At 64.2% G+C, this 21,165-nt stretch carries 11 protein-coding genes; 7 read left to right on the forward strand and 4 right to left on the reverse strand.

Features of this window, described 5'->3' with window-relative positions; all coding sequences use genetic code 11:
* Positions 1 to 21: 21 nt before the first annotated feature.
* The 6 genes from AC1Q80_RS27105 to AC1Q80_RS27130 all read left to right on the forward strand — a co-directional run bounded on the left by AC1Q80_RS27105 (position 22) and on the right by AC1Q80_RS27130 (position 6,967).
* Positions 22 to 1,062 (forward strand): iron-siderophore ABC transporter substrate-binding protein, encoded by a 1,041-nt coding sequence (locus AC1Q80_RS27105; protein ID WP_492362434.1) that lies wholly within the window; start codon positions 22 to 24, stop codon positions 1,060 to 1,062.
* Entirely contained in the window at positions 1,062 to 1,826 is a 765-nt protein-coding gene (locus AC1Q80_RS27110; protein WP_492362435.1) for a siderophore-interacting protein, read from the forward strand. The genes AC1Q80_RS27105 and AC1Q80_RS27110 overlap by 1 nt, the downstream gene beginning before the upstream one ends.
* Positions 1,823 to 2,884 (forward strand): iron chelate uptake ABC transporter family permease subunit, encoded by a 1,062-nt coding sequence (locus AC1Q80_RS27115; RefSeq protein WP_492362436.1) that lies wholly within the window; start codon positions 1,823 to 1,825, stop codon positions 2,882 to 2,884. Before AC1Q80_RS27110 ends, AC1Q80_RS27115 begins: the two co-directional genes overlap by 4 nt.
* 95 nt (positions 2,885 to 2,979) lie before the next feature.
* Positions 2,980 to 3,942, forward strand: a complete 963-nt coding sequence (locus tag AC1Q80_RS27120; RefSeq protein ID WP_492362437.1) for a FecCD family ABC transporter permease — start codon at positions 2,980 to 2,982, stop codon at positions 3,940 to 3,942.
* Positions 3,939 to 4,733: an ABC transporter ATP-binding protein gene (locus AC1Q80_RS27125; RefSeq protein WP_492362438.1), complete on the forward strand. Its 795-nt coding sequence runs from the start codon at positions 3,939 to 3,941 to the stop codon at positions 4,731 to 4,733. Before AC1Q80_RS27120 ends, AC1Q80_RS27125 begins: the two co-directional genes overlap by 4 nt.
* Before the next feature lie 305 nt (positions 4,734 to 5,038).
* The gene (locus tag AC1Q80_RS27130) at positions 5,039 to 6,967 is read left to right on the forward strand and encodes an adenylate/guanylate cyclase domain-containing protein (protein ID WP_492362439.1); all 1,929 of its coding nucleotides are present in this window, start codon (positions 5,039 to 5,041) and stop codon (positions 6,965 to 6,967) included.
* A gap of 422 nt (positions 6,968 to 7,389) precedes the next feature.
* Here the strand turns inward: AC1Q80_RS27130 and AC1Q80_RS27135 are convergent, their stop codons facing one another.
* A complete protein-coding gene (locus AC1Q80_RS27135; RefSeq protein ID WP_173422386.1) occupies positions 7,390 to 8,049 on the reverse strand; it encodes an invasion associated locus B family protein in 660 nt (219 codons plus the stop codon).
* 71 nt (positions 8,050 to 8,120) lie between these two features.
* Positions 8,121 to 16,607: an autotransporter-associated beta strand repeat-containing protein gene (locus tag AC1Q80_RS27140; protein ID WP_492362440.1), complete on the reverse strand. Its 8,487-nt coding sequence runs from the start codon at positions 16,605 to 16,607 to the stop codon at positions 8,121 to 8,123.
* A 388-nt stretch (positions 16,608 to 16,995) separates the two neighbouring features.
* On the opposite strand from AC1Q80_RS27140, the gene AC1Q80_RS27145 reads away from it, so the two are divergent.
* Positions 16,996 to 18,654: a tetratricopeptide repeat protein gene (locus tag AC1Q80_RS27145; RefSeq protein ID WP_492362441.1), complete on the forward strand. Its 1,659-nt coding sequence runs from the start codon at positions 16,996 to 16,998 to the stop codon at positions 18,652 to 18,654.
* A 218-nt stretch (positions 18,655 to 18,872) separates the two neighbouring features.
* Here AC1Q80_RS27145 and AC1Q80_RS27150 read toward each other — a convergent pair whose 3' ends face one another.
* Together AC1Q80_RS27150 and AC1Q80_RS27155 are read right to left on the reverse strand one after the other, a co-directional pair.
* Positions 18,873 to 19,970 (reverse strand): amino acid ABC transporter permease, encoded by a 1,098-nt coding sequence (locus AC1Q80_RS27150; protein WP_492362442.1) that lies wholly within the window; start codon positions 19,968 to 19,970, stop codon positions 18,873 to 18,875.
* Positions 19,967 to 21,160 carry an ABC transporter permease subunit gene (locus AC1Q80_RS27155; RefSeq protein ID WP_492362443.1) on the reverse strand — a complete coding sequence of 398 codons (1,194 nt, stop codon included), beginning with the start codon at positions 21,158 to 21,160 and terminating at the stop codon, positions 19,967 to 19,969. The genes AC1Q80_RS27150 and AC1Q80_RS27155 overlap by 4 nt, the downstream gene beginning before the upstream one ends.
* Positions 21,161 to 21,165 lie beyond the last annotated feature (5 nt).

Genomic DNA, 21,165 nt, shown 5'->3' on the forward strand with positions numbered 1-21,165 from the left:
GGCCGCAACGGGAGGGCGACGTTGACGGCAACACGGCTGACATCGGCAATCGGTGGCGCGACAGGCGGTTTCCTGTCGCGTCGCGCCGTGCTTGCCGGAGGCTTCGCGTCATTGCTGGCCTCAAGGGCGGGTGCGTCCATGGGGCAAACGCCAAGCTTTCCCGTGACTGTCGAACATGCGCTCGGCGCGACAGTCGTGCCGGCGGCGCCGAAGCGCATAGTCACCGTCGGCTGGTGCGACGAGGACAGCGTGCTTGCTTTCGGTGAAACGCCGATCGCCATGGTTCGTCGCGGCATGTTCGAAAGCGGCATCGCCCCCTGGTGCGAAGAAAGGCTCGGGTCCGTTCGGCCGCACCTGCTCGACGGCGGGCAGGCCGATTACGAAACGATCCTCGGCCTGGCGCCCGATCTGATCGTCAACGTCTTTTCAGACATGGACGCTCGCAGCTACGAGCGGCTTTCGACGATCGCTCCGACGATCGGCTACGCGAGCGGACCGTGGCGGGCCGATTGGCGCGAGCAGACACGGCAGATCGGCAAGGCGCTCGGCCGAGGGCCGGAGGCCGAGGTACTTATCGATCGGACGAAATCGTTCTTGGCTCGGCTTGCCCGGCAAAATGAGAGCCTGATCGGGCGCAGCTTTACCTTCGGCACCTATTTCCCGGGCTCCGGTTCAATGGTCGTCTATTTGCCCGGCGAGACGCGGGTCGACTGGCTGGTCGACCTCGGCATGCGGATCGCCCCCGGCGTAGAACGGCTTTCCCGGCAAAACCCGGGCAGAAGTTCTCTCGACATCAGCCTTGAGCAACTCGACACGGTCGAAAGCGATGTCCTGATCATGTGGTACGAAGGCGATGCCAGAGGTTCGATGGAGAACCAGCCGCTGTTCCGGCTGTTTCGACCCGTCACAGCGGGCGCCTATGTGGTGCTTGAAGATCCGGTTTCCGTCTGGTCGGCCTCCTGGCCGAGTGTTCTCGCCATCCCTTACGGATTTCCAGGTCTGGTGCCGCGACTGGCCCAGGCGATCGAATTGGCTGACAGCCGCGCCGGCAAGGAGCCCTGATGTATCACGAAGACTATTTCTTCTCCCGCGTTCGCACGGCCGAACGTTTGACCCCCTCGATGATCCGGGTGGTTCTCGACGTGGACGGGGCAGATCGGCTGGTGGAGACCGGGCATGCGGACGAGTGGATCAGGTTGGCCTTCGCCCCGGATGACGACACGCCGGTGACGCTCCCTGTCTTTGCCAATGGAAAGTGGGGGAGACCGGATGGCTCCAAGCCCTGCCCGAACCGGCCCTATACCATCCGGCGCTGGGATCCTGCCCACGGCGAAATGGTCGTCGATCTCGTCGTGCATGACGGCGGTGTCGGCGCGAGCTGGGCGCTCTCGGCAAAACCGGGCGATGTGGTCGGTCTCTGCAATCCGGAAGGCCGCTATCGCCTTCCATCCGACGCCCTATGGATCGTGCTGCTTTCTGACATCACCGGCCTGCCGGCGGCGGCGCGGATCCTTGAGGAACTTCCCGAAGGTATCGCGGCGAAGGTGCATGTCGAACTGCCCGACATGGCCGACCGCCAGGAGTTGACGTCCAAGGCAGATATCAGCGTTTCCTGGTACGACAGTTTCGGCAAGCACGGCCGTGCCAGCGGGCTGGAGCAGATTGCGCGCGGCATCCCGTTGCCGGATGGCCCCGGCTATATCTGGATCGCCGGCGAAGCGACGTCCGTCAGCGAAAGCCGCAAGCATTTTCGCGATGCGCTCGGCTTCGACAAACAACGGATCACCGCAGTCGGCTACTGGATCCTCGGACAGGCACGGGTATGAGCATGGGCGTGACGCTCGGCATCCCGGCAACAACGCGTGCCCAACGGGTGGTGCGATCGCGCGGCAGGAGCAAGGTACTTGCCCTCCTTGCCGGCACGGTCCTGTTGATCGTGGCGATGGTCGCGAGCCTGCTCGTCGGCGTCAGGACCATCGCGCCCGAGATTGCGCTTCAAGCGTTCCTTGGGTTTGATCCGACATCGGTCGAGCACGTGATCATCCGTGACTACCGCTTGCCGCGCACGCTGCTTGGCCTGCTTGCAGGCAGTGCCTTCGGTGTCTCCGGCGCGCTGATCCAGGCGGCCACACGCAATCCTCTTGCCGACCCCGGCATCCTCGGCGTCAACGCCGGTGCCGCCTTTTTCGTGATCGTGGCCGTCGGGCTTCTCGGCCTCAGGACTATCGACGCCTATCTCGGCTTTGCCATGCTGGGTGCCGTTGCCGCGACGGCGGTTGTCTATGCTGTCGGCGCCTCGGGGCGAGATGGTGCGACGCCGATGCGGCTCGTTCTGGCGGGGGTCGCGCTTTCCGCGGTCCTGTCAGGCATTGGCTCTTCGATCACGCTTCTGAACCCGCAAGCCTTCGACCAGATGCGTCACTGGTCGATCGGTTCGATCGCCGGCCGGGACATGCATATTGTCGCGACAGTCGCTCCGGTGATCGCTACCGGGCATTTGCTGGCGCTTGTTCTTGCGCGACCGTTGAATGCGGTTGCGCTTGGCGACGAGTTGGCGAGCACCCTCGGTGCCGGCCTCGGTCTCACCAGGGTCGGGGTGGCAATAGCCGTCACGCTTCTGGCCGGTGGCGCGACGGCGGCGGCCGGTCCGGTCGGCTTCCTCGGATTGATGGTTCCGCATGCTATACGCTGGTTCAGCGGGCCGGACCAACGCTGGATCGTGATCCTGACGGCTGTGTTTTCAGCGATCCTGATCCTGGTTGCCGACGTTGCCGGTCGCCTGCTGATCGCGCCCGACGAACTGGAGGCCGGAATCTTGACGGCCCTGATCGGTGCACCTGTTTTGATCCTGCTTGCGCGCCGCCGAAAGGCGACCGGCCTGTGAGCGGGCCGCCGGGAAATCCAGCCACTGGACAGGTCGTCAGACCCGTTCGCTGCTTGAGCGAGCAGGTCTCATTTCGCCTGAATTTGCGTGCGGCCATGCTGTTTGCGGTACTGGTAGGGCTCGCGCTGGTGTTGATGCTTGTGTCGCTGTCGAGCGGAAGACTGCCTGTGGCCGCTACCGATATCTGGGCGGCGCTGGTGGGCGGGGCTTCGCCGAACGTGCGAATGGTCGTGGTGGAATGGCGTCTGCCGCGCGTGCTGCTGGCCTTGCTGCTGGGCATGGCTCTCGGCCTCAGCGGCGCCATCTTTCAGTCGCTCACACGCAATCCGCTGGGCAGCCCTGACGTCATCGGTTTTTCCACCGGCTCCTATTCCGGTGCGCTCGTCGCGATGCTGATCCTTGGCGGCGGGCCGCAGGAGATGGGGGTTGGTGCGGTCATCGGCGGCTTGGCGACGGCCATGATTGTCTATGCGTTTGCCTGGAAGAATGGCATCCAGGGCTTCCGACTGATCATCGTTGGGATCGGTGTTTCCGCGATGCTCGGCGCTTTCAATCTCTGGCTGATGCGCCAGGCAGACTTGCCGGCAGCACTTGCTGCGGCGATTTGGGGGGCGGGGACTTTGAACGGCCTCGGTCAATCCGATGTCAACCTCGTCGCAGCCGTTCTCCTTGCGTTAATGCCCCTTACCATTGCTCTGGCCCGCCCAATGCGGCAGCTCGAACTTGGCGACGATCTCGCCGTTTCCACCGGTGTTTCCGCCGGCGTCACACGCCTTGCCCTCCTGTTGCTGGGCGTGGCCCTGATGGCAACCGTCACCGCAGTTTCGGGGCCGATAGCCTTCGTTGCACTCGCCGCGCCCCAGATCGCCCGACGGCTGGCGCATGCGCCCGGTGTTCCGCTGGCATCGTCTGCGCTTGTGGGCGGGCTCATGCTGCTTGCGGCCGACTGGCTGGCTCAACATGCGTTTGCATCCCCGCTGCCGGTCGGCACCATGACGGTCAGCATCGGCGGGCTTTACTTTGTCGGGCTTTTGCTGCGGGAGATCAGAAGGTCATGAGCAATAATCCTCGGCTTCACGCAAGGGCCGTCACGCTGGCATACGAACGGCGGATCATCTCCGCCGACCTTTCGGTCGGCATACCCGATGGCTCGTTCACGGTGATCGTTGGCCCCAATGCCAGTGGCAAGTCCACTTTGCTGCGGGCACTGGCGCGCCTTCTGTCGCCCAGTTCGGGGCAGATCGTCCTTGATGGCAAGGAGATCGGCAAATACGCAGCAAAGGCCGTGGCGAGCAGGATCGGACTGTTGCCGCAATCATCAGTGGCGCCGGAGGGGATTTCGGTTTTCGATCTGGTGTCGCGGGGGCGTTATCCACATCAGTCCTTTCTGAGGCAATGGTCGAAGGCGGATGAAGCGGCCGTATGGGAGGCTATGGAGCTGACAGGAGTCGCCGATCTCGCAGATCGACCGGTGGACGAACTCTCCGGCGGTCAGCGTCAACGTGTCTGGATCGGAATGGTGTTGGCGCAGGAAACGCCGATCCTTTTGTTGGATGAGCCGACAACCTTCCTCGATATCGCCCACCAGATCGAACTGCTGGATCTCTGCCAGCATCTCAGCCGTCACCGTGGCCGAACGTTGGTGGCGGTGCTTCACGACCTCAATCACGCCTGCCGTTACGCCACCCATATGATAGCGATGCGCGATGGCGCCATCGTCGCCGAGGGTGAGCCGGCCAAGATCATAACCCCGGAGCTGGTGGAGGACGTCTTCGGGCTCTCATGCATGATTATTGACGACCCGGTTTCCGCAACGCCCTTGATCGTGCCACGACCAAAGCTACGCTGACGACAGCGACCGGAGTTTGGTCGAAAACGTCCGCATCAGACGGCCCAGAGGCGGCTACCCTATGGATCAGCGCCTTCGAGGCGGCCTGCAACGGTTCTGCCGAGCGTTAGGATGCCTGGGCCGGACCTTACCTGCCGGCTCTCCGGCCATCTTGACACTGCCTGCCCGTTGCCGAGGGGCTGTGCGCCGGGCAGGCGTTGCCGGAGCCCGAGCCCAATGTGCGGCTCAAGACCGGCGCGGAGGACGCAAACTTGCCGCAGGGTGGGTGGGCTTGCAAATCCGGGGGACTCGATGACATTGAGTGCATGAGCACCTTCGAACCATCAACAAATGCGGCCCGGCGCAGTACTGACCGGCGCCGGATCCCGATCGCCGCGCTCATGGCGTTGAGCTTCGGCGCGCTGGTGTTTGTGTCTGTGGGGGGCGTTCTGGCGTTGTCGGTAGGCGCTAACGTGCGCAATACCTTGGATCTGCTCGGCGCTCAGTCGACGCTTCTGGTCGATGCAATGGAAGACCTTCTGCGCGCCGAAATGGGACGCGCAGAGAATGCGGTGGCCGGCGTCGCGCAGCTTTACGCGCAGAGCGATTTTGAGATCGACGATGCGAAAATGTCGGCAGCCCTTGCCGGTGCGCTCTCGGCGACGCCCGGCGCAAATGCGATGCTGGTGTGCACCGCCGACTTGAAATGCAGAGGTGCTGCCCGTGGCGGGCGCGACTTTCCCGCCAATGAGATCCGGCATCTTCCGGCTGCTCCCGAGAAATCTCCTCAGGTCCGCGCCGCCCTTGAAGGCCGGCGTCAGCTCGATGGGCGTCAGTGGGGCGCATTCGTGGCCAACGAGTACGGCCTGTTCGCCAATGTCTCGACCCCGCTTCAGCGTGATGGAGAAACACGAGGCTGGGTGATCGCCGCCGTGGAGCTGCGCAAGCTGTCGGAAATCACCCGAGAATTGTCGTCGCGCTTCGGTACACATGCCTTCATCCTGGATGGCGACGGAACCGTCCTGGCAGACCCTCGCCTAGCCGATCCAAATTCGGTCACGCGGCCGCTGACGCCACTTGTCGCATTCGGCGACCCGGTGCTTGCGCGCTACGGCGAGCGGACGACGGAGACGGAATTCAGCGCCAAGCGCGGCCGCGATATCGAGGTCGCCGAGATCAGCATCGACGACCAGGCCGCGTCTGCCTCAAAGCTTGGAACGGACAGCTATATCGCCATCACGCGCAAGATCACGGGTTACGGTGAACGACCCTGGACCATCGGGGCGTATTTCGAGGCCGGACAGATCGGCGACGAGATCGAACGGGTCATGGGGTCCGCTCTCTTGGGACTCGGCGCAATGGTCGCAGCCGTCGTGGTTGCCGTGCTGTTGGGCCGGCGCCTGTCTCGTCCAATTCAAGCGATCGCCGGCCAGGCGTCGCGCGTCGCCAACTTCGAACTTGATGACGTAAAGCCGCTGCCGCGCAGCAGGGTCCTGGAGCTGGATGAGCAGGCATCTGCCTTCAATGCGATGCTTGTGGGTCTTCGCGCGTTTTCCACCTACGTGCCACGCTCCCTTGTTTCCAAGCTGGTTCGTAGCGGACAGATGGGGATCGCCGAACCGCGCGAAGCCGTCGTCACCGTCATGTTCACAGACATCGCCGGCTTCACAACGTTGTCGGAGCAGATGGATGCTGCCGCTGCAGGGCGGCTTCTCAACCACCATTTTGCCATTCTCTGCCGCGCGGTTGATGCGAACGGCGGCGCCGTCGACAAGTTTCTCGGCGACGGCATGCTGGCATTTTTCGGCGCCCCGGATCATCTGGAGGATCACGCCGCTGCTGCAGTCCGCGCGGCCGCAACCATTCGCGAAGAACTGGAGAACGACAATATCAAGGGAGCGGCGGAAGGTCGGCCACCGCTTCGAGTGCGCATCGGCATCCACACCGGCCTTGTCATTGTCGGCAATATCGGCGCGTCCGACCGGGTCAACTACACAATCGTGGGCGATACAGTGAACATCAGCCAGCGCCTCCTGGAAGTGGGCAAGATGGCGATGCCGGATGCACCCGCCTGTATTGCTCTTTCCAAAGAGACCGCCTCAAGGCTCGACGACAGCTTTTCTACGATCCCGATGGGCGAGCATTGGCTGCGCGGACGTGGTGAGGCGACCGAGGTTGTCCAACTTGGCAAAGTTGCGTCGCTTGCGCCGATTAACCGAGATCTTACTTCTGCGGAATCTCCGACGGTTCAGTAGCGGTTGGCCTGGCGTCACTTGCTGGCAACGAGGCACCGACGCGCTGATCGCGTAGCTCGTGTGCTGGATTTCAGGCCCGCGCCGGGCGTTAAGCCCACCGAAAGAGACGGCGATCAGTGGCGTGAGTGACCGATGTACAGTGAGCGTCCGGTGACCCCGCCTTTGAGACTTTCAGCGAACACCTGAAGCTATGACGCCAATTGCGTCATTGGAGACGTTCAAGAAGAACTCGAGCCAAGCTTCCCAAGTGCCGTATTCGCAGGACTTCCCGCGGCACCCCGCAATAGTCGGCCCGGCGCGGGAACACCAAGCCTCCTCGCTTCCGAAGCGACACCCGAGATCACCGATTGCGGAACGAAATCTCGAGGAGATCACTTGCCACACGCATACGGGCCACACGCATGTTACGGGTTCGGCCTATCCTAGCGCGCCAGCGTCGCCACGCGGTCAAGCGCAGTACCGAAACCTTGCAAGGAGATCGAGAGCGGAGCCGCTGCCCCGCCAACAGCGACGGCCTTGACCCTAAGCGCCGCGCCGGCGCGCAGCGCGACCAGCGTTGGGGTGTCGAAGGTCACTGAAACGAGGCATCCGACCGGGAGGCAAGTGTGGAAGTGCACGGGCTGCATCGCCGGCTTGTCGTCGATCTGGAAGGTGACGCCGGGCTCGAGCGCCAGACCGAACGGCAGGACCAGCGTGCCCGACACAGAGTTTGCCGACGGTGCATTCAGTTCGATCGCCAGCAGGCGTTGTCCGTTCTGCTGCGCCTGGACCTGCGACAGCACGCAGCGCTTTGCGCTCGTATCCTGTACGCAGGCCACACTCCAGTCCTGATAGGTCTCGTTCAGCGACGATGCCCCTCCCGGCAAGGACGATGCTGCTTTACCGCCAGCGGTTCGGCTCTCAGTCTGCGCCTGAGCCAGCTGGAAACGCTGTGGAGCCGGGTCGTCGTGGCCGGCGGTAACGGGTGCTGCACCGCTCGGCGTCGAAGACGCGAGCTCCGGCACGAGATACAGCGCCACGCCCACGGCAATCGCGAGCGATGTGGAAGTGAGCCTAAGGTGGCGAATGCTGTTGCGCGTCATGCAAGCGCCTTTCGCTCGGTCGTGCGCTGCGGGCGATGCTTGTCTTTGGTCACAGTCAATTGGATTCACCTTCAGAACTTGACGTTGAGGTTGATGCGGGCGGACTGGTCGGCGATGTCTGAGGCAAACTGGCCGGCATAGGTCACGCCGATCGTTGCGTTTGGCGACAGCGCATAGTCGAGGCCGGCTTCGACCACCGCAACGTTGCGAGCAATCGGAACACCCGCGATCAGGAAGGCGTCGCCGCCTCCGGCAAAGCGCATCGTCGAAAGCGGCACCGTATCGCCGAAGGCGTGGCGCCAGCCGGCCATGCCGTTGACCGTTACGGCCGCGCCGTTGAGGTCGAAGGTGGTCGAGGCGCGAAGACCCAGTGTCGTCAACGTCGATTCCGCCGTGTCGCCCTTGCTGCCGAGTGCCGCCGACCCACCCCTCTCGGCGAAGTCATCCGTATGAACGCTGACGTGAGCGAGATTGGCGAAGGGCTCGAGCCGAGCCGTGCCCATGGCGAAGCCATAGCCGAGTTCGCCGAAGACTTGCGCCGTGCTGGCGTCGTAATCTCTGCTCAGAGTGTCGCTGAACCCGGGGATCGTGACCTTCCGCGACGTCGAGACATCGTGCCAAGTGTAGGCGGCACCGGTCCGCAAGGCGAGATCGCCCCAGCTGGCGCCGCCATAGAGGCCGGCGTGATAGTTTTCGCTCGAACCGGAGGAGGAGCGTTCCTTCACGTCGAAGCTGGTGTGGCTGTAGCCCGCGATCGCGCCGAAGCGCCAATTGTCGAACGCCGGGACGTCCGCGCCAGCGAAGAATCCACCCGTCGAGCGGTTGAGACGTGCTGCGTTGCCGTCGCCATCCGTGTGCCCCCAGGAGCCGAAGCCCTGGCTCCAGAACGCCAGACGATCGGTTGTCGCCTCGACCGCGACCGGCTTGCCGCCGACATAGCTCGTAACCGTGCCGTTCGAAGCGCCGGCACTGTCGAAGGCCGCGCGAAGGCGTTCGTTGATGGCATTGCGGGCGAAGCGACTGTCTTCGATGAGCGCCGACTTCGCCGAAGCGTGGATCTCGCCCGAGAGCTGGTCGAAGGCGTTTCGTGCCTGTGGTGCCGACAGGTTTGTGATGGCGTTGTAGACCGGATTGCCTCTCCCAAGGCTTTCGGCTCCGTCGCCGGTGGCGATCTGGTTCGGCGTTGCACCGACGCTGGAGAAGTCGATATTGTTGCGGGTCAGCTTCAGATAGACGTTGCTGGCGTCGTAGCTGAGCGAAGGATCGAGGAAGGCGAGGTTCGAGCTCACGCCGCTGAAGCTGCCGCTCCGACCGCCATTGGCGGTCACGATTGTGTACTTTGTCTCCGGCGCATAGCTGCCCGTGTCCGCCAGCACCTTGACCGAGCCGCCGGCGATGGTCGCCGTGCCGCTGGCAACGATCCTGTCCGACTGGCCGGCCGCGTTCACTTCAACCTCGTAGATCGAGCCGGAGTTGAAGGTGAGATTGCCGGCGACGTTGAGCGTGCCGATCGAGTTGCCCGGGGCGATCGTGCCCGAAACGCGCACGTTGCTCGCCGCACCGCTGCCTTGAAGGCGGCCGTCGGCCAGGACGTCGACGGTGCCGCCAAGTGAGCCGTTGACCGCCAGCGTGCCGTTCTCGACCGTTGTCGCCCCGGAAAAAGCGGAGGAATTGCCCGTCAGGGTGAGAAGGCCCGCGCCAGCCTTTGCGAAGCTGCCACTGCCGGAAATCACACCGCCATAGCTGGTGTTGACGGCCTGGTCGAACGTCAGGGAAGCGCCCGCGGCGAGGGCTGTGTTGCCGCCGAAGCGCTCGGCCGACGTAACGAGCCTTCCCGCCTGGACCGTCCAATCGAGTGACGACATGCCGGTCAGGCTCAGAGCACCGGCGCCGCGCTTGATCATCCGGCCGCCCGAGCCATTGAGTGCTCCTATGTCGCCGGCAAAGGCGGCGTTGGTCGTCTGATCGAAGACGACCGTTCCGGCATTGCCGATCTTGCCCGAGATCGAGTCGGCATTGCCGATCAGCGTACCGGCCGCAACCAGCGTGTTGCCGTAGGCGTTGGCGCCGTTGTCGAGCCGCAGCGTGCCGTTGCCCTGCTTGATCAGGTCGCCGTTGCCCGACAGGCCGCCCGTCAGCCCGAGTTCGGTTCCGGCGGCGATGTCGAAGCGCCCCGCCTGCGTCAGGGCGATCGAGCGAGCAGTGTCGAAGCTCGCGGTGGTCGCAAGCGCACCGCCGGTGAAGGAAACGCCGCCCGAAGCTGCACCGAGATTGGCGTCGCGCGAGATCGACAGCACACCGCCCACGATCGTGGTGCCGCCCCTATAGGTGTTGTCGCCGGTAAGAGTGAGCGCACCGGCGCCGGCCTTGGCCAGCGACGTGCCGTTCCAGCCAAGCAAGGGATTTGCCGTCTGGTCGGCGAGCGCCGTTCCGACTGTGAAGGTGTCGGCCGCATCCGTCAGCGTGAAGGTGCCATGGGCGAGATTGTTGCCGGCGGTCCAGCTCAGCCCATAGCTTGCGAGGTACTGCAGGCTGTCTGCCGATTTGCGACCGGATACGGTGAGATAGTCCACCGTGCCGGTGAAACCACCTACGGTGACGCTGGCGAAGTCGCCGCTTATTCCAGAGCGGGTGTCTATCAGCACCTTGTCGAGTTGGCTCGCATCGTTGATGCCGCCGATGTTGAAGGCGACGCCATTGCCGATCGTGACGTGGTTGGCGGTCAACGTGGGGCTGTTCGTGCCGGCGACGATGGACAGCGCGGTGTTGTCGGCGAGGGTGACTGCCCGCTCGACGGTCAGGGTCGCCGGCGTCTGGATCGCCAGCGTGCCACCGGTCACGGTCAGGTTTCCGCCCAGAGCGTTGCTACCGCCGGCGCTGCCGTCGCCGAACTGCAAGCGCCCACCGGAGACGGTGGTGTCGCCCATATAGGCATTGTTGCCGGTCAGGACCGTCGTACCTGAACCGATCTGCCGCACAGCGCCGCTGCCCGAGATGGCGCCGGCGAAGGTGACCGCGTCGCTGCGGTTGAAGGCGAGCACGCCATGGTTGACGACGTCGCCGATGATCGAGCCGGCCGCGCCGCCGTTGCCGAGTTGCAGCGTCCCACCCGCGACCGTGGTGCCGCCAGTATAGCTGTTGTCGCCGGTCAGGACCGTCGTGCCGGAACCGTTCTGCCGCACCGCGCCGTTGCCGGAGATGGTGCCGGCGAAAGTGACCGCATCGCTGCGGTTGAAGGCGAGCACGCCATGGTTGACGACGTCGCGGACAATTGAGCCGGTCGCGCCGCCGTTGCCGAGTTGCAGCGTACCGCCTGAAATCGTCGTTCCGCCGGTATAGCTGTTGTTGCCCGTCAGGATCGTGGTGCCCGTACCGATCTGCCGTACCGTACCGTTGCCCGAGATGGCGCCGGAGAAAGTAACTGCATCGCTGCGGTTGAAGGCGAGCACGCCATTGTTGACTACATCGCCCAGGATCGAGCCGGCCGCACCGCCGTTCCCGAGTTGCAAGACCCCGCCCGAAATCGTTGTGCCGCCGGTGTAGCTGTTGCTGCCCCTCAGGATCGTGGTGCCCGTACCGATCTGCCGCACCGCTCCATTGCCCGTGATGGCGCCCGAGAATGTGACCGCATCGCTACGGTTGAAGGCCAACACACCGTCGTTGACGACATCGCCCAGGATCGATCCGGTCGAACCGCCATTGCCGAGTTGCAAGACGCCGCCCGAGATCGTCGTCCCGCCGCCATAGCTGTTGGTGCCGGTCAGGGTGAGCGTGCCCATGCCGGCCTTGGTCAGTGACGTGCCGTTCCAGCCCGTCGCGGGGTTCGCCACTTGGTCGGAAAGTGCCGCGCCCACCGTGAAGCTGTCGGTGGCATTGGTCAGCGTGAAGGTACCGTGGGCGAGATTGTTGGCGGCGGTCCAGCTCAGACCGTAGCTGGCGAGATATTGCCGGTTGTCAGCTGATTTGCGGGCGGACATGGTGAGATAGTCCACTGCGCCGCTGAAGCCGCCGACGCTGACGTTGGCGAAGTCACCGCTGATTCCAGAGCGGGTGTCTATCAGCACCTTGTCGAGCTGGCTCGCGTCATTGATGCCGCCGATGTTGAAGCCGACGCCATTGCCGATCGTGATACTGTCGGCCGACAGCCCGGGGTTGTTCGTGCCCGCGACGATGGATAGCGCAGTGTTGTCGGCAAAGTTCACGGTCTGTGCGACGTCCACGGCCGCCGGCGCCTGGATCGCCAGCGTGCCGCCGGTCACGGTCAGCTTGCCGCCGAGCGTGTTGCTTCCGCCCGCGCTGCCGTCGCCGAACTGCAACTGGCCGCCCGCGACAGTGGTGTCGCCGGTATAGCTATTGCTGCCGGTCAGGACGGTCGTACCTGATCCGATCTGCTGCACAGCGCCGCTGCCCGAGATGGCGCCGGAAAAAGTGAACGTATCGCTGCGGTTGAAGGCGAGCACGCCGCCGTTGACGACATTGCCGGTGATCGAGCCGGTTGCGCCGCCATTGCCGAGTTGCAGCGTGCCGCCTGAAATCGTCGTGCCGCCGGTATAGCTGTTGCTGCCGGTCAGGATGGTGGTGCCCGTACCGATCTGTCGTACGGCTCCACTTCCCGAGATGGCGCCTGCGAACGAGAAGGCATCGCTGCGGTTGAAGGCGAGCGCGCCGTCATTGACGACATTGCCGATAATCGAGCCCGACGCGCCGCCGTTGCCGAGTTGCAGCGTGCCGTCTGAAATCGTGGTGCCGCCGGTATAGCTGTTGCTGCCGGTCAGGATGGTGGTGCCTGAACCGATCTGCCGCACCGCGCCGCTGCCCGAAATCGCGCTGGAAAAGGTGAGCGCGTCGCTGCGGTTGAAGGCGAACGCGCCGTCGTTGACCACATCGCCCAGGATCGAGCCGGTCGTGCCGCCATTGCCGATCTGGAGCGTGCCGCCTGAAACCGTCGTGCCGCCGGTGTAGGTATTGGTGCCTGTCAGGGTGGTGGTGCCTGAACCGGTTTGCCGCACCGCGCCATTGCCCGAGATGGCGCCGGAAAAGATGACCGCGTCGCTGCGGTTGAAGGCGAGCACGCCGTCGTTGACGACATCGCCCAGGATCGAGCCGGTCGCGCCGCCATTGCCGAGTTGCAGCGTGCCGCCTGAAATCGTCGTGCCGCCGGTATGGGTGTTGCTGCCGGTCAGGATGGTGGTGCCCGTACCGATCTGCCGCACCACGCCGCTACCCGAAATGGCGCCGGCGAGGGTGACCGCGTCGCTGCGGTTGAAGGCCAAAATGCCGTCGTTGACGACATTGCCGGTGATCGAGCCGGTCGCGCCGCCGTTGCCGAGTTGCAGCGTGCCGCCTGAAATCGTCGTTCCGCCGGTATAGCTGTTGCTGCCCGTCAGGATCGTGGCGCCCGTACCGATCTGCCGCATCGCTCCGCTGCCCGAAATGGCGCCGGCGAGAGTGAACGCATCGCTGCGGTTGAAGGCGAGCACGCTGTCGTTGACCACATCGCCGGCAATCGAGCCGGCCACACCGCCATTGCCGATCTGGAGCAAGCCGCCCGCGACCGTGGTGCCTCCGGTATAGCTGTTGCTGCCGGTCAGGACCGTCGTACCTGAACCGATCTGCCGCACCGTGCCACTGCCCGAGATCGCGCCGGCGAAGATGACAGCATCGCTGCGGTTGAAGGCGAGAACGCCGTCGTTGATGACGTCGCCGACGATCGAGCCGATTGCACTGCCATTGCCGATCTGGAGCGTGCCGTCCGCGATCGTTGTTCCGCCGGTATAATTGTTGCTGCCCGTCAGGATCGTTGTGCCCGTTCCGGTCTGCCGTACCGCGCCGCTGCCCGAGATGGCGCCGGAGAAGGTGAGCGCGTTGCTGCGGTTGAAGGCGAGAACGCCGTCATTGACGACATCGCCCAGGATCGAGCCGGTGGCGCCGCCATTGCCGAGTTGCAGCGTGCCGCCTGAAATCGTCGTTCCGCCGGTATAGGTGTTGATACCGGTCAGGCTCAGCGTACCGGTGCCAGCTTTGACCAGCGAGCCGCCGGTGCCACTGATCGTCCCGCTGACTTCGGTCGACAGGCCGTTTGAGCCGACAGTCAATTCGTTGTCACCAAGCAGATAGGAGCCGCCGCCGGCGATCGAACCGGCGGTTAGTTTTTTGTTGACGGCGGAACCCGTCGAGCCCGAGAAATCGACAATGCCAGCCGCGCCATTGGCGATCTCGGCATTGCCGGCATTGCTGTTGTGGAGGAACGTCAGGCTGGCGTTGTTGGTGATCCTGGCGCTGCCGGCCGTGGTGGTCGAGCGGAACGTCAGGGTGTCGTTGTTCGTGATCCTGGCGCTGCCTGCTCCGCTCGCATCATAAAAGGTAAGATCCCGATTGTTGGTTATCTCCGCGCTGCCGGCCGTGCTGCTGTCGTAGAAGGACAGCAAGGCGTCGTTGGTGATGCGGGCGTTGTCTGCGGAACTGGTGTTGTGGAAATTCAGAAAACTGCCGTTGTTGTTGGCAATCGTGGCCGTTCCAGCGCGGCTGTTGTCATAGAAAAGGAGGTTGCTGTTGTTGGTGATGTTGCTGCTGCCAGCCGTGCTCGTGTCGTAGAATTCGAGGAAATTGTTGTTGGTCACGATAGCACTGCCAGCATTGCTGGCATTGTAGAAATAGAGCTCGCCGGTGTTGGCGATGGTCGCACTGGCTGCGCTTGAGGAATTGTAAAGATACGTTCTTCCGGCATTGGTGATACCGGTAATGCTCGTGGAGTCGGCATTGGTGAGAGTGAGAGTACCGGCGCCGTTCACGTTGACCTGACCCCGGATCGAGCCGGCGGCGCCGGCGGTGCCGAGTTGCAGTTCGCCGGCATTGACCGTGGTTCCGCCGGTATAGGTGTGGTTGCCCGTGAGGATTGTCGTCCCGGGACCGCCTCTCGTCAGATTTGCCGCACCTGCGAGTGTCGCGCCGACCGTACCATTGCCCCAGAGATTGAAGGCATCCGCAGCCTCGATCGTGCCGTTGCCCGAGATGGTGCCGCCATTGAAGGCAAGGGTCACCAGGCTGAGCTTGCGGCCCGCAGCAAGGTTCAGCGTCGCCGTGTCGGAGTTTGTGAGTGTAGACACGCCGAACATGTCGCCACCGATGAGCGACACCAGGCCATTGCCTTGGTTGTTTATGATGCTCATCCGCACATCGACGTCACCGCCGACAACTTTGATCTGGCCGCTGTTGTTGACGTTGCCGGTTCCAGGGGAAAGTTGCGCTGTACCGCCTGGGCCATTGAAATTGATGATGCCGGCGGCATTGTTGTTGATGTCGCCATTGTCCATGACGACACCGTCGGTGCCGACATCGATGGTGGCATCGTTGTTCAACGTGTTGCCTGTGCCAAAGAGGACAGCACCAGCGCCTAAGGTGATCCTCCCTCCCCAAAAATTGGAGATTGTCCCGGCCGAAAGCGTGTTGCCGTCGCCGATACTGATCGTGCCACCGGCATTGCTGAGGCTCGTGAAGCCGGTCGCGTCGCCGGCCGCACCCAGGGCGAGCGTTGCGCCGCCGTTGACCTGGACTCTGTCGTTGAACGCGCCGGCAAGGGTCGTCGCGCCGGCGTTGAGATCAATCGCGCCGATATTGCTGTTGGTGAGAGCCGTGATGCTGTTGGTGCCGCCGGTGATGACGATGGCCGATGAAAGATTACCCGAGAGGCCTCCAGCCCCGCCGCGGGCACCACCTGCAATCGTTCCGCTGTTCGTGATGATCAGGTTTTGGCCGATGATGCCGTAACCGCCGGCCTGCGGACGATAGGGCTGGACGTTGTGGTAATCGGTTCCGCCGCCGCCGCCCTGGATCGTACCGGAATTGCTGATTGTCAGTCCGCTGGAGGTGGTGGCGGTGACGCCATTTCCGCCATTGCCCCCCACGCCGTTGCCCGAGGGGTTGGCAAATGAGTTGGGGATACCCGGCCCAGTGACGTCCGCGCCGCCGCCGCCATTGCCGCCCGATATCACGCCTGAATTGGTAAGGCTGGTTCCCGTCGTGACGATAATGCCTGACCCACCACCACCTCCTCCTCCGCCGCCGGCATAGTTCCAGGTCTGCGCCCAATTGGCGGACCCGTAGCCGCCGTTGCCTCCGTTGCCCCCTTTGATTGTCGCATTGTTGACCAGGTCGGTGTTCAGCGTCAGGCCTGCGCCACCCGCGCCGCCGCCGCCGCCCCCCGCGCCAAGTCCGTAGCCGCCACCGCCGCCGCCGCCGCTGTCCGAAGCGCCGCCCGACCCGCCGCGGTTGCCCGAGCCGCCCGTCGAGCCTCCACCTCCGCCGGTGCCGGTCGCCGAGCCATCGCCGGCAGCGCCAGCGCCGCCCCCGCCGGCAGCATTCATGTAATTCGGCGCACTTCCGCCGGCAGCACCGTTCTGGCCGATGCTGTCCGCCAGTGCGGGCCTGAACGCGACGATCAGCGCAAGCGGTGCGACGGAGTTCGCAAGGGTCGCAGCCAAAGAGGCGACGACACCCAATGCGGGGACACGCAGCGCGGAACGGTTTGCGCGCGCCTCATAATTCCTGGCAGTTCTCACGAAAATGCTCCGCATGCTTTGGCGCCGGTGTTGAAATCGCTGCTGCCGGGAGAGGCTAGCCAACGCGCGTTCTGCGCCGACGCGAAAAGCACTCGTGAAGACATAGGTTCCCTCCGCCTGGATCAGGGCTCACATTGCCGCAGCGCATCCAGGCCTCTGCCTTTTCTGTGCTTGCAGGGAATCGTGTTCCTCGCGATCGTGTTCATTGTGTTCCTGTGCCGTATGTCAGTGCGGACCAGGGAAAGTCCTGAAAGGGCGTCGGGGAAATTCTGAAATTTTGTTGAATTTCGCCTTTCCCGCAGGAAATCGAATGGCTTAATCATCAATCTTCTTGTTCTTGGCAGAATGCCGGAGTTCCGGGGATATCATCGCGGGAGACGGAGGCCCGGTGCTCAGATTTGTTGGATATGAACTCGATCCCCAGCGGTCCGAACTGCGTGGGCCCGGCGGCGAAACAATCAAGCTCAGGCCCAAGGCTTTCGATTTGCTGCAACTGTTTGCCGCCAACCCGGGCAGGGTCATCGGCAAGCACGAGCTGATGGCGGCGGTCTGGCCGAACGTCCATGTCGGCGAAGACAGCCTGTTCCAGTGCGTTCGCGAAGTTCGCGCAGCGCTGGGCGATGACAGTCGGCAGTTGATCAGAGCGGTCTCGGGTCGCGGCTACCTGTTCGAGGCCGAGGTATCGACGGCGCCGGACACGGTCGTGCCGGAAAAGCCTCTGCCGCAGATCGATCCTGAAGCGGAAAGTGGATCGGCAGGGCGCTGGCTCGACGTCAAGATGCGCCGCCGCGCCGCACTCGTCGCTGTGGCCGGGCTCGGCTTGACGGCTTTGGCGGCCGCTGCGACGCGGCTTCCCCGTTTCGTGACGGGTGCGCCCCTTACCGTTGCCGTGGTCCCCATGACGGCTGCAAGCAACGATCCGCTGGCTGTGCGGATGGCGGCGGGCGTCAACCGCGACCTGACCGACGGTCTGGCGAAAATCGAGACAATCCGGGTGGTCGTTCCACCAGGCGGCGCTGTGGCGGCCGCCGATCTCGTCGTGAGCAGCGAACTGGAGAGAACAGAAACAGGGTGGAATTTGCGCGCGCGCATGACCGAACCGGCGACCGGCGCGGTCAAGTGGACCAGTTCGGTCTCGGTCGGCCTGGCCGGCGCCGACGAGCAACTGCAGCAAACGCGGCTGACGGCCGGCATGGGCCACGCGCTGGCACTGCGTATCAACGTGCTCTTGAACGCTGGTGAACGATCGGCCCTCGGCTTGCCGGCGGGCAGCACCAAGGCGGCGATCGAGCAAGCAACGGCCTCGATCAACCAAACGACGCCGGAGCGCTTTCGCGCCGCGCAGGCGATGCTCGAACAAGCACTCGCCGACGACCCGGAAAATATCGACCTTCAAGTCGCGCTCGCGGCATTTCAGCTGCGCGGGATCCAGATGGCCTGGTTTCCCGCTGCGGAGCGCGAAAAGGTCGAGAACCGCGTCGGCGAGATTCTTGAGCGCGCCTTGCGTGCGCAGCCGAATTACATCCCGGTGCTCGAAATGCACTGCCGGTATCTGTCGGCGACCAACCGCTTCGTCGAAAGCCTGGTGGCTTGTGGCAAGGTACTAACCCTCGATCCATGGAACGGAACCGTGTTCTATCTCATCGGGCTTTCCCAGGTCTTCCTGGGGCGTTTCGACGAGGCCCTTGCAACGTTCGAGCAAGCCGACCGGTTCGATACGCCCCAGGTCGCCCGCTGGACATGGGCGATCGGAGCCGGTTGGGTCCATATGTTGACGGGCCGGGCCGAAGAAGCACTGCCCTGGCTGCAGCGATCGATCGCGATCACGCCGGCCAGTGGACGCACGCATTTCCTGCTGGCCGCGGCCTATCAGCAGTTGGGCCGAACGGACGAAGCCAGGGCGGCCCTGGCGCAGGCCATGACGCTGAGGCCGGGTTCGACAGCGCGCAACCTGCCACCGCCCACCAAGAACACCAGTCCGGTTTATCTCGACGCGACCGAACGCCTCGTGGGGCTGATGATCGCGGCGGGGTTACCTGAGGATTGACCCGCGTCCGAGCAGGATGGTCGGGCCGATGGTAGGCACCAACGTTTCTGTGCCGGTACGCTGCCGGATGCGCCGTGGGCCTATGCCAAGGGCGTGATCTTGGACTTCTGACGGCCAAGTAAACCCACGGACAATTTGCTCGTCGAGAGCGGCATGTTGGCCGTCGGCGTCGACACAGCAGGCCGGAGCTGCAAGAGAACGTCGCTGCCGCGTGGGTATCAGGCGCTCCGATTTCGGCCTTTCGCCGCCCGTGCGGCGAGCCGTCGGCCGATCCAGGAAAGGTAGGAGCAGGAGATGAGGAACCAGACGCCAACGAAGACATAGGCCTCGAGCGCCTGATTGCCCCAGGCGACATCGCTGAAGGCCATGCGAGCGGTGGCGCTGAGATCGTGCAGGCCGAGGATCACGACAAGGGATGTGTCCTTGTAGGCGCCGATGGTGCTGTTGACGAGGGCGGGCATGGCCCGCTCGATTGCCTGTGGCAAAAGCACGAGGCGGGCGGTCTGCCAGAAGCCGAGACCGAGCGAAGAGGCTGCCTCATGTTGACCGGCAGGCAGTGCCATGAGGCCGCTACGCACATCCTCGGCGAAATAGGCGGCATGGAAGAAGACGAGGGCGATGAGGACCGCGATGATCGGATCGATGGCCGTGCCCTTGGGGAGCGTCAGCGGCAGCACGAACACACCGACGAAGAGCAGCGTCACCATCGGCACGCCGCGCATGATCTCCACATAGGCGCCGGCGGCGCGGTGCAGCAGCCGATGACGTGTCTGGTAGCGGGCGAGCGCGAGCAGCACTCCGACCGGCAGGGCCAGGGCGAGCGCGATGGTGGACAGGATAAGGAGGATCGGCAGGCCGTTCCACCTGGTGGCATCGACCGGAACGAGACCGAGAATGCCGCCGCCCATCAGGGCGAAGGACGCGGCGATGCCCGCCAGCCAGAGTCCGGCGGTGAGCTTCATGTTCAGCCAGCGCCCACTTACAGCCATCTGGCCGGTGGCGATGGAAAGACCGATCAGCAGGAGCGAGACGAGCATCGGCCGCCACTGCTCGTCGAACGGATAGGTGCCGAACAGGATAAAGCGGGATTTCTCCGCCCAGAAAGGCCAGCAGGCGCCCGCGGCCTCGACACAGGCGGACGGATCGGCAAGGGGCGGCACGGCCGAGAAGACGAGCCAATCGGCAATGGCCCATAGGAGGGTGAGGGCGAGGCCACCGCTTGCGAGGGACAGGAGGCTTGCGCCCGGTCGGGAAAGATGCCTCCGCAGCCAGGCGGAAAACCGGCCGAAGCCGATCGATTGTGTCGCTCCGCTCATCGTCCATCCCTCCCTTCCCGCGCGCGGATACGGGCGCTCCAATGGTTCAGCACTCCGGTGAGTACAAGGCAGAGCAGCAGGTAGATCGACATGGTGATCAGCATGGTTTCCAGCGGCCGGAAGGTCTGGTTGATCGCGGTGCCGGCGACCGACATGAGGTCGGAATAGCCGACGGCGATGGAGATGGAGGTGTTCTTCAAGAGGTTTGCGAACTGGTTGTTGAGCGGAGGAACCACGGTGCGCAGCACCTGCGGTACGACGACGAGACGGGTTGTCTGGCCGCTCCTGAGGCCGAGCGCCGCCGCCGCCTCGATCTGGCCGCTCGGAACGGCCTCGATCCCGCCGCGCAGCACCTCGGCAATCTGCGCGCCGTGATAAAGGCCGAGCGCGACCGCCACCGTACAGAACTGGATGGAAAGCGCGATGCCACCCTCGACCGAGAAGCCTTCGAGCGTCGGCCACGAGAGACCGAGCGGCGCTTGCAGCGCGGTGGCGAGTACCCCGGGGACGACGATGAAAAGCGCAAACGCGACGGGCAGAACGGGCAGACGCCGGCCGGTGAGGGCCTGACGCCGGGCGGCGCGGCCTGCCCAGAGCCAGATGAAGGCAGGGACCAGAACAAGGCTGGCGAGGAGCAAGGTCCTGTTGCGCGGATCGTCGGAAAGCCAAGGCAGGTAGATCGCCCGGTTGGAGATCGTGAAGGGGCCGAGGACCAATGCCTGTCGGATCGCGGGCAGGCCGTTCACCGCGGCGATGAAGATGACGAGCAGGACAAGGATCTTCGGCAAGTTGCGGAAGAGTTCGACGTAAGCAAGCGCGAAGAGGCGGGCGAGCGGCGCGGTGCTGACGCTGAGAAGCCCAAGCAGCAGGCCGGCGATGCAGGCGATGACGAGACTGGCGAGGGCTACGGCGATGGTGTTGGCAAGGCCCGCAAGGATCGCCCGCAGATAGCTGTCGCTCGCGCCATAGGGAACGAGCGTTTCGCTGAGATCGAAGCCCGCCTGCTGGGTGAGGAAGCCGAAGCCCGGCTGGATGCCGGCCGCCGTCATGTTGGAATGCACGTTGAAGGCGACAAGGGCAAAGGCCGCGAGGATCGCAAGGCCGACACCGATATCGGAGAGAGAAACGGCAGGGCCTGTCTTGGGAGGACCGTCGTGCGCGGCGTGAGGAGGGGGCAGCTTCCGGTCCATGGGGC

The organism is Ensifer sp. GW823-FHT05D09, from assembly GCF_058795755.1.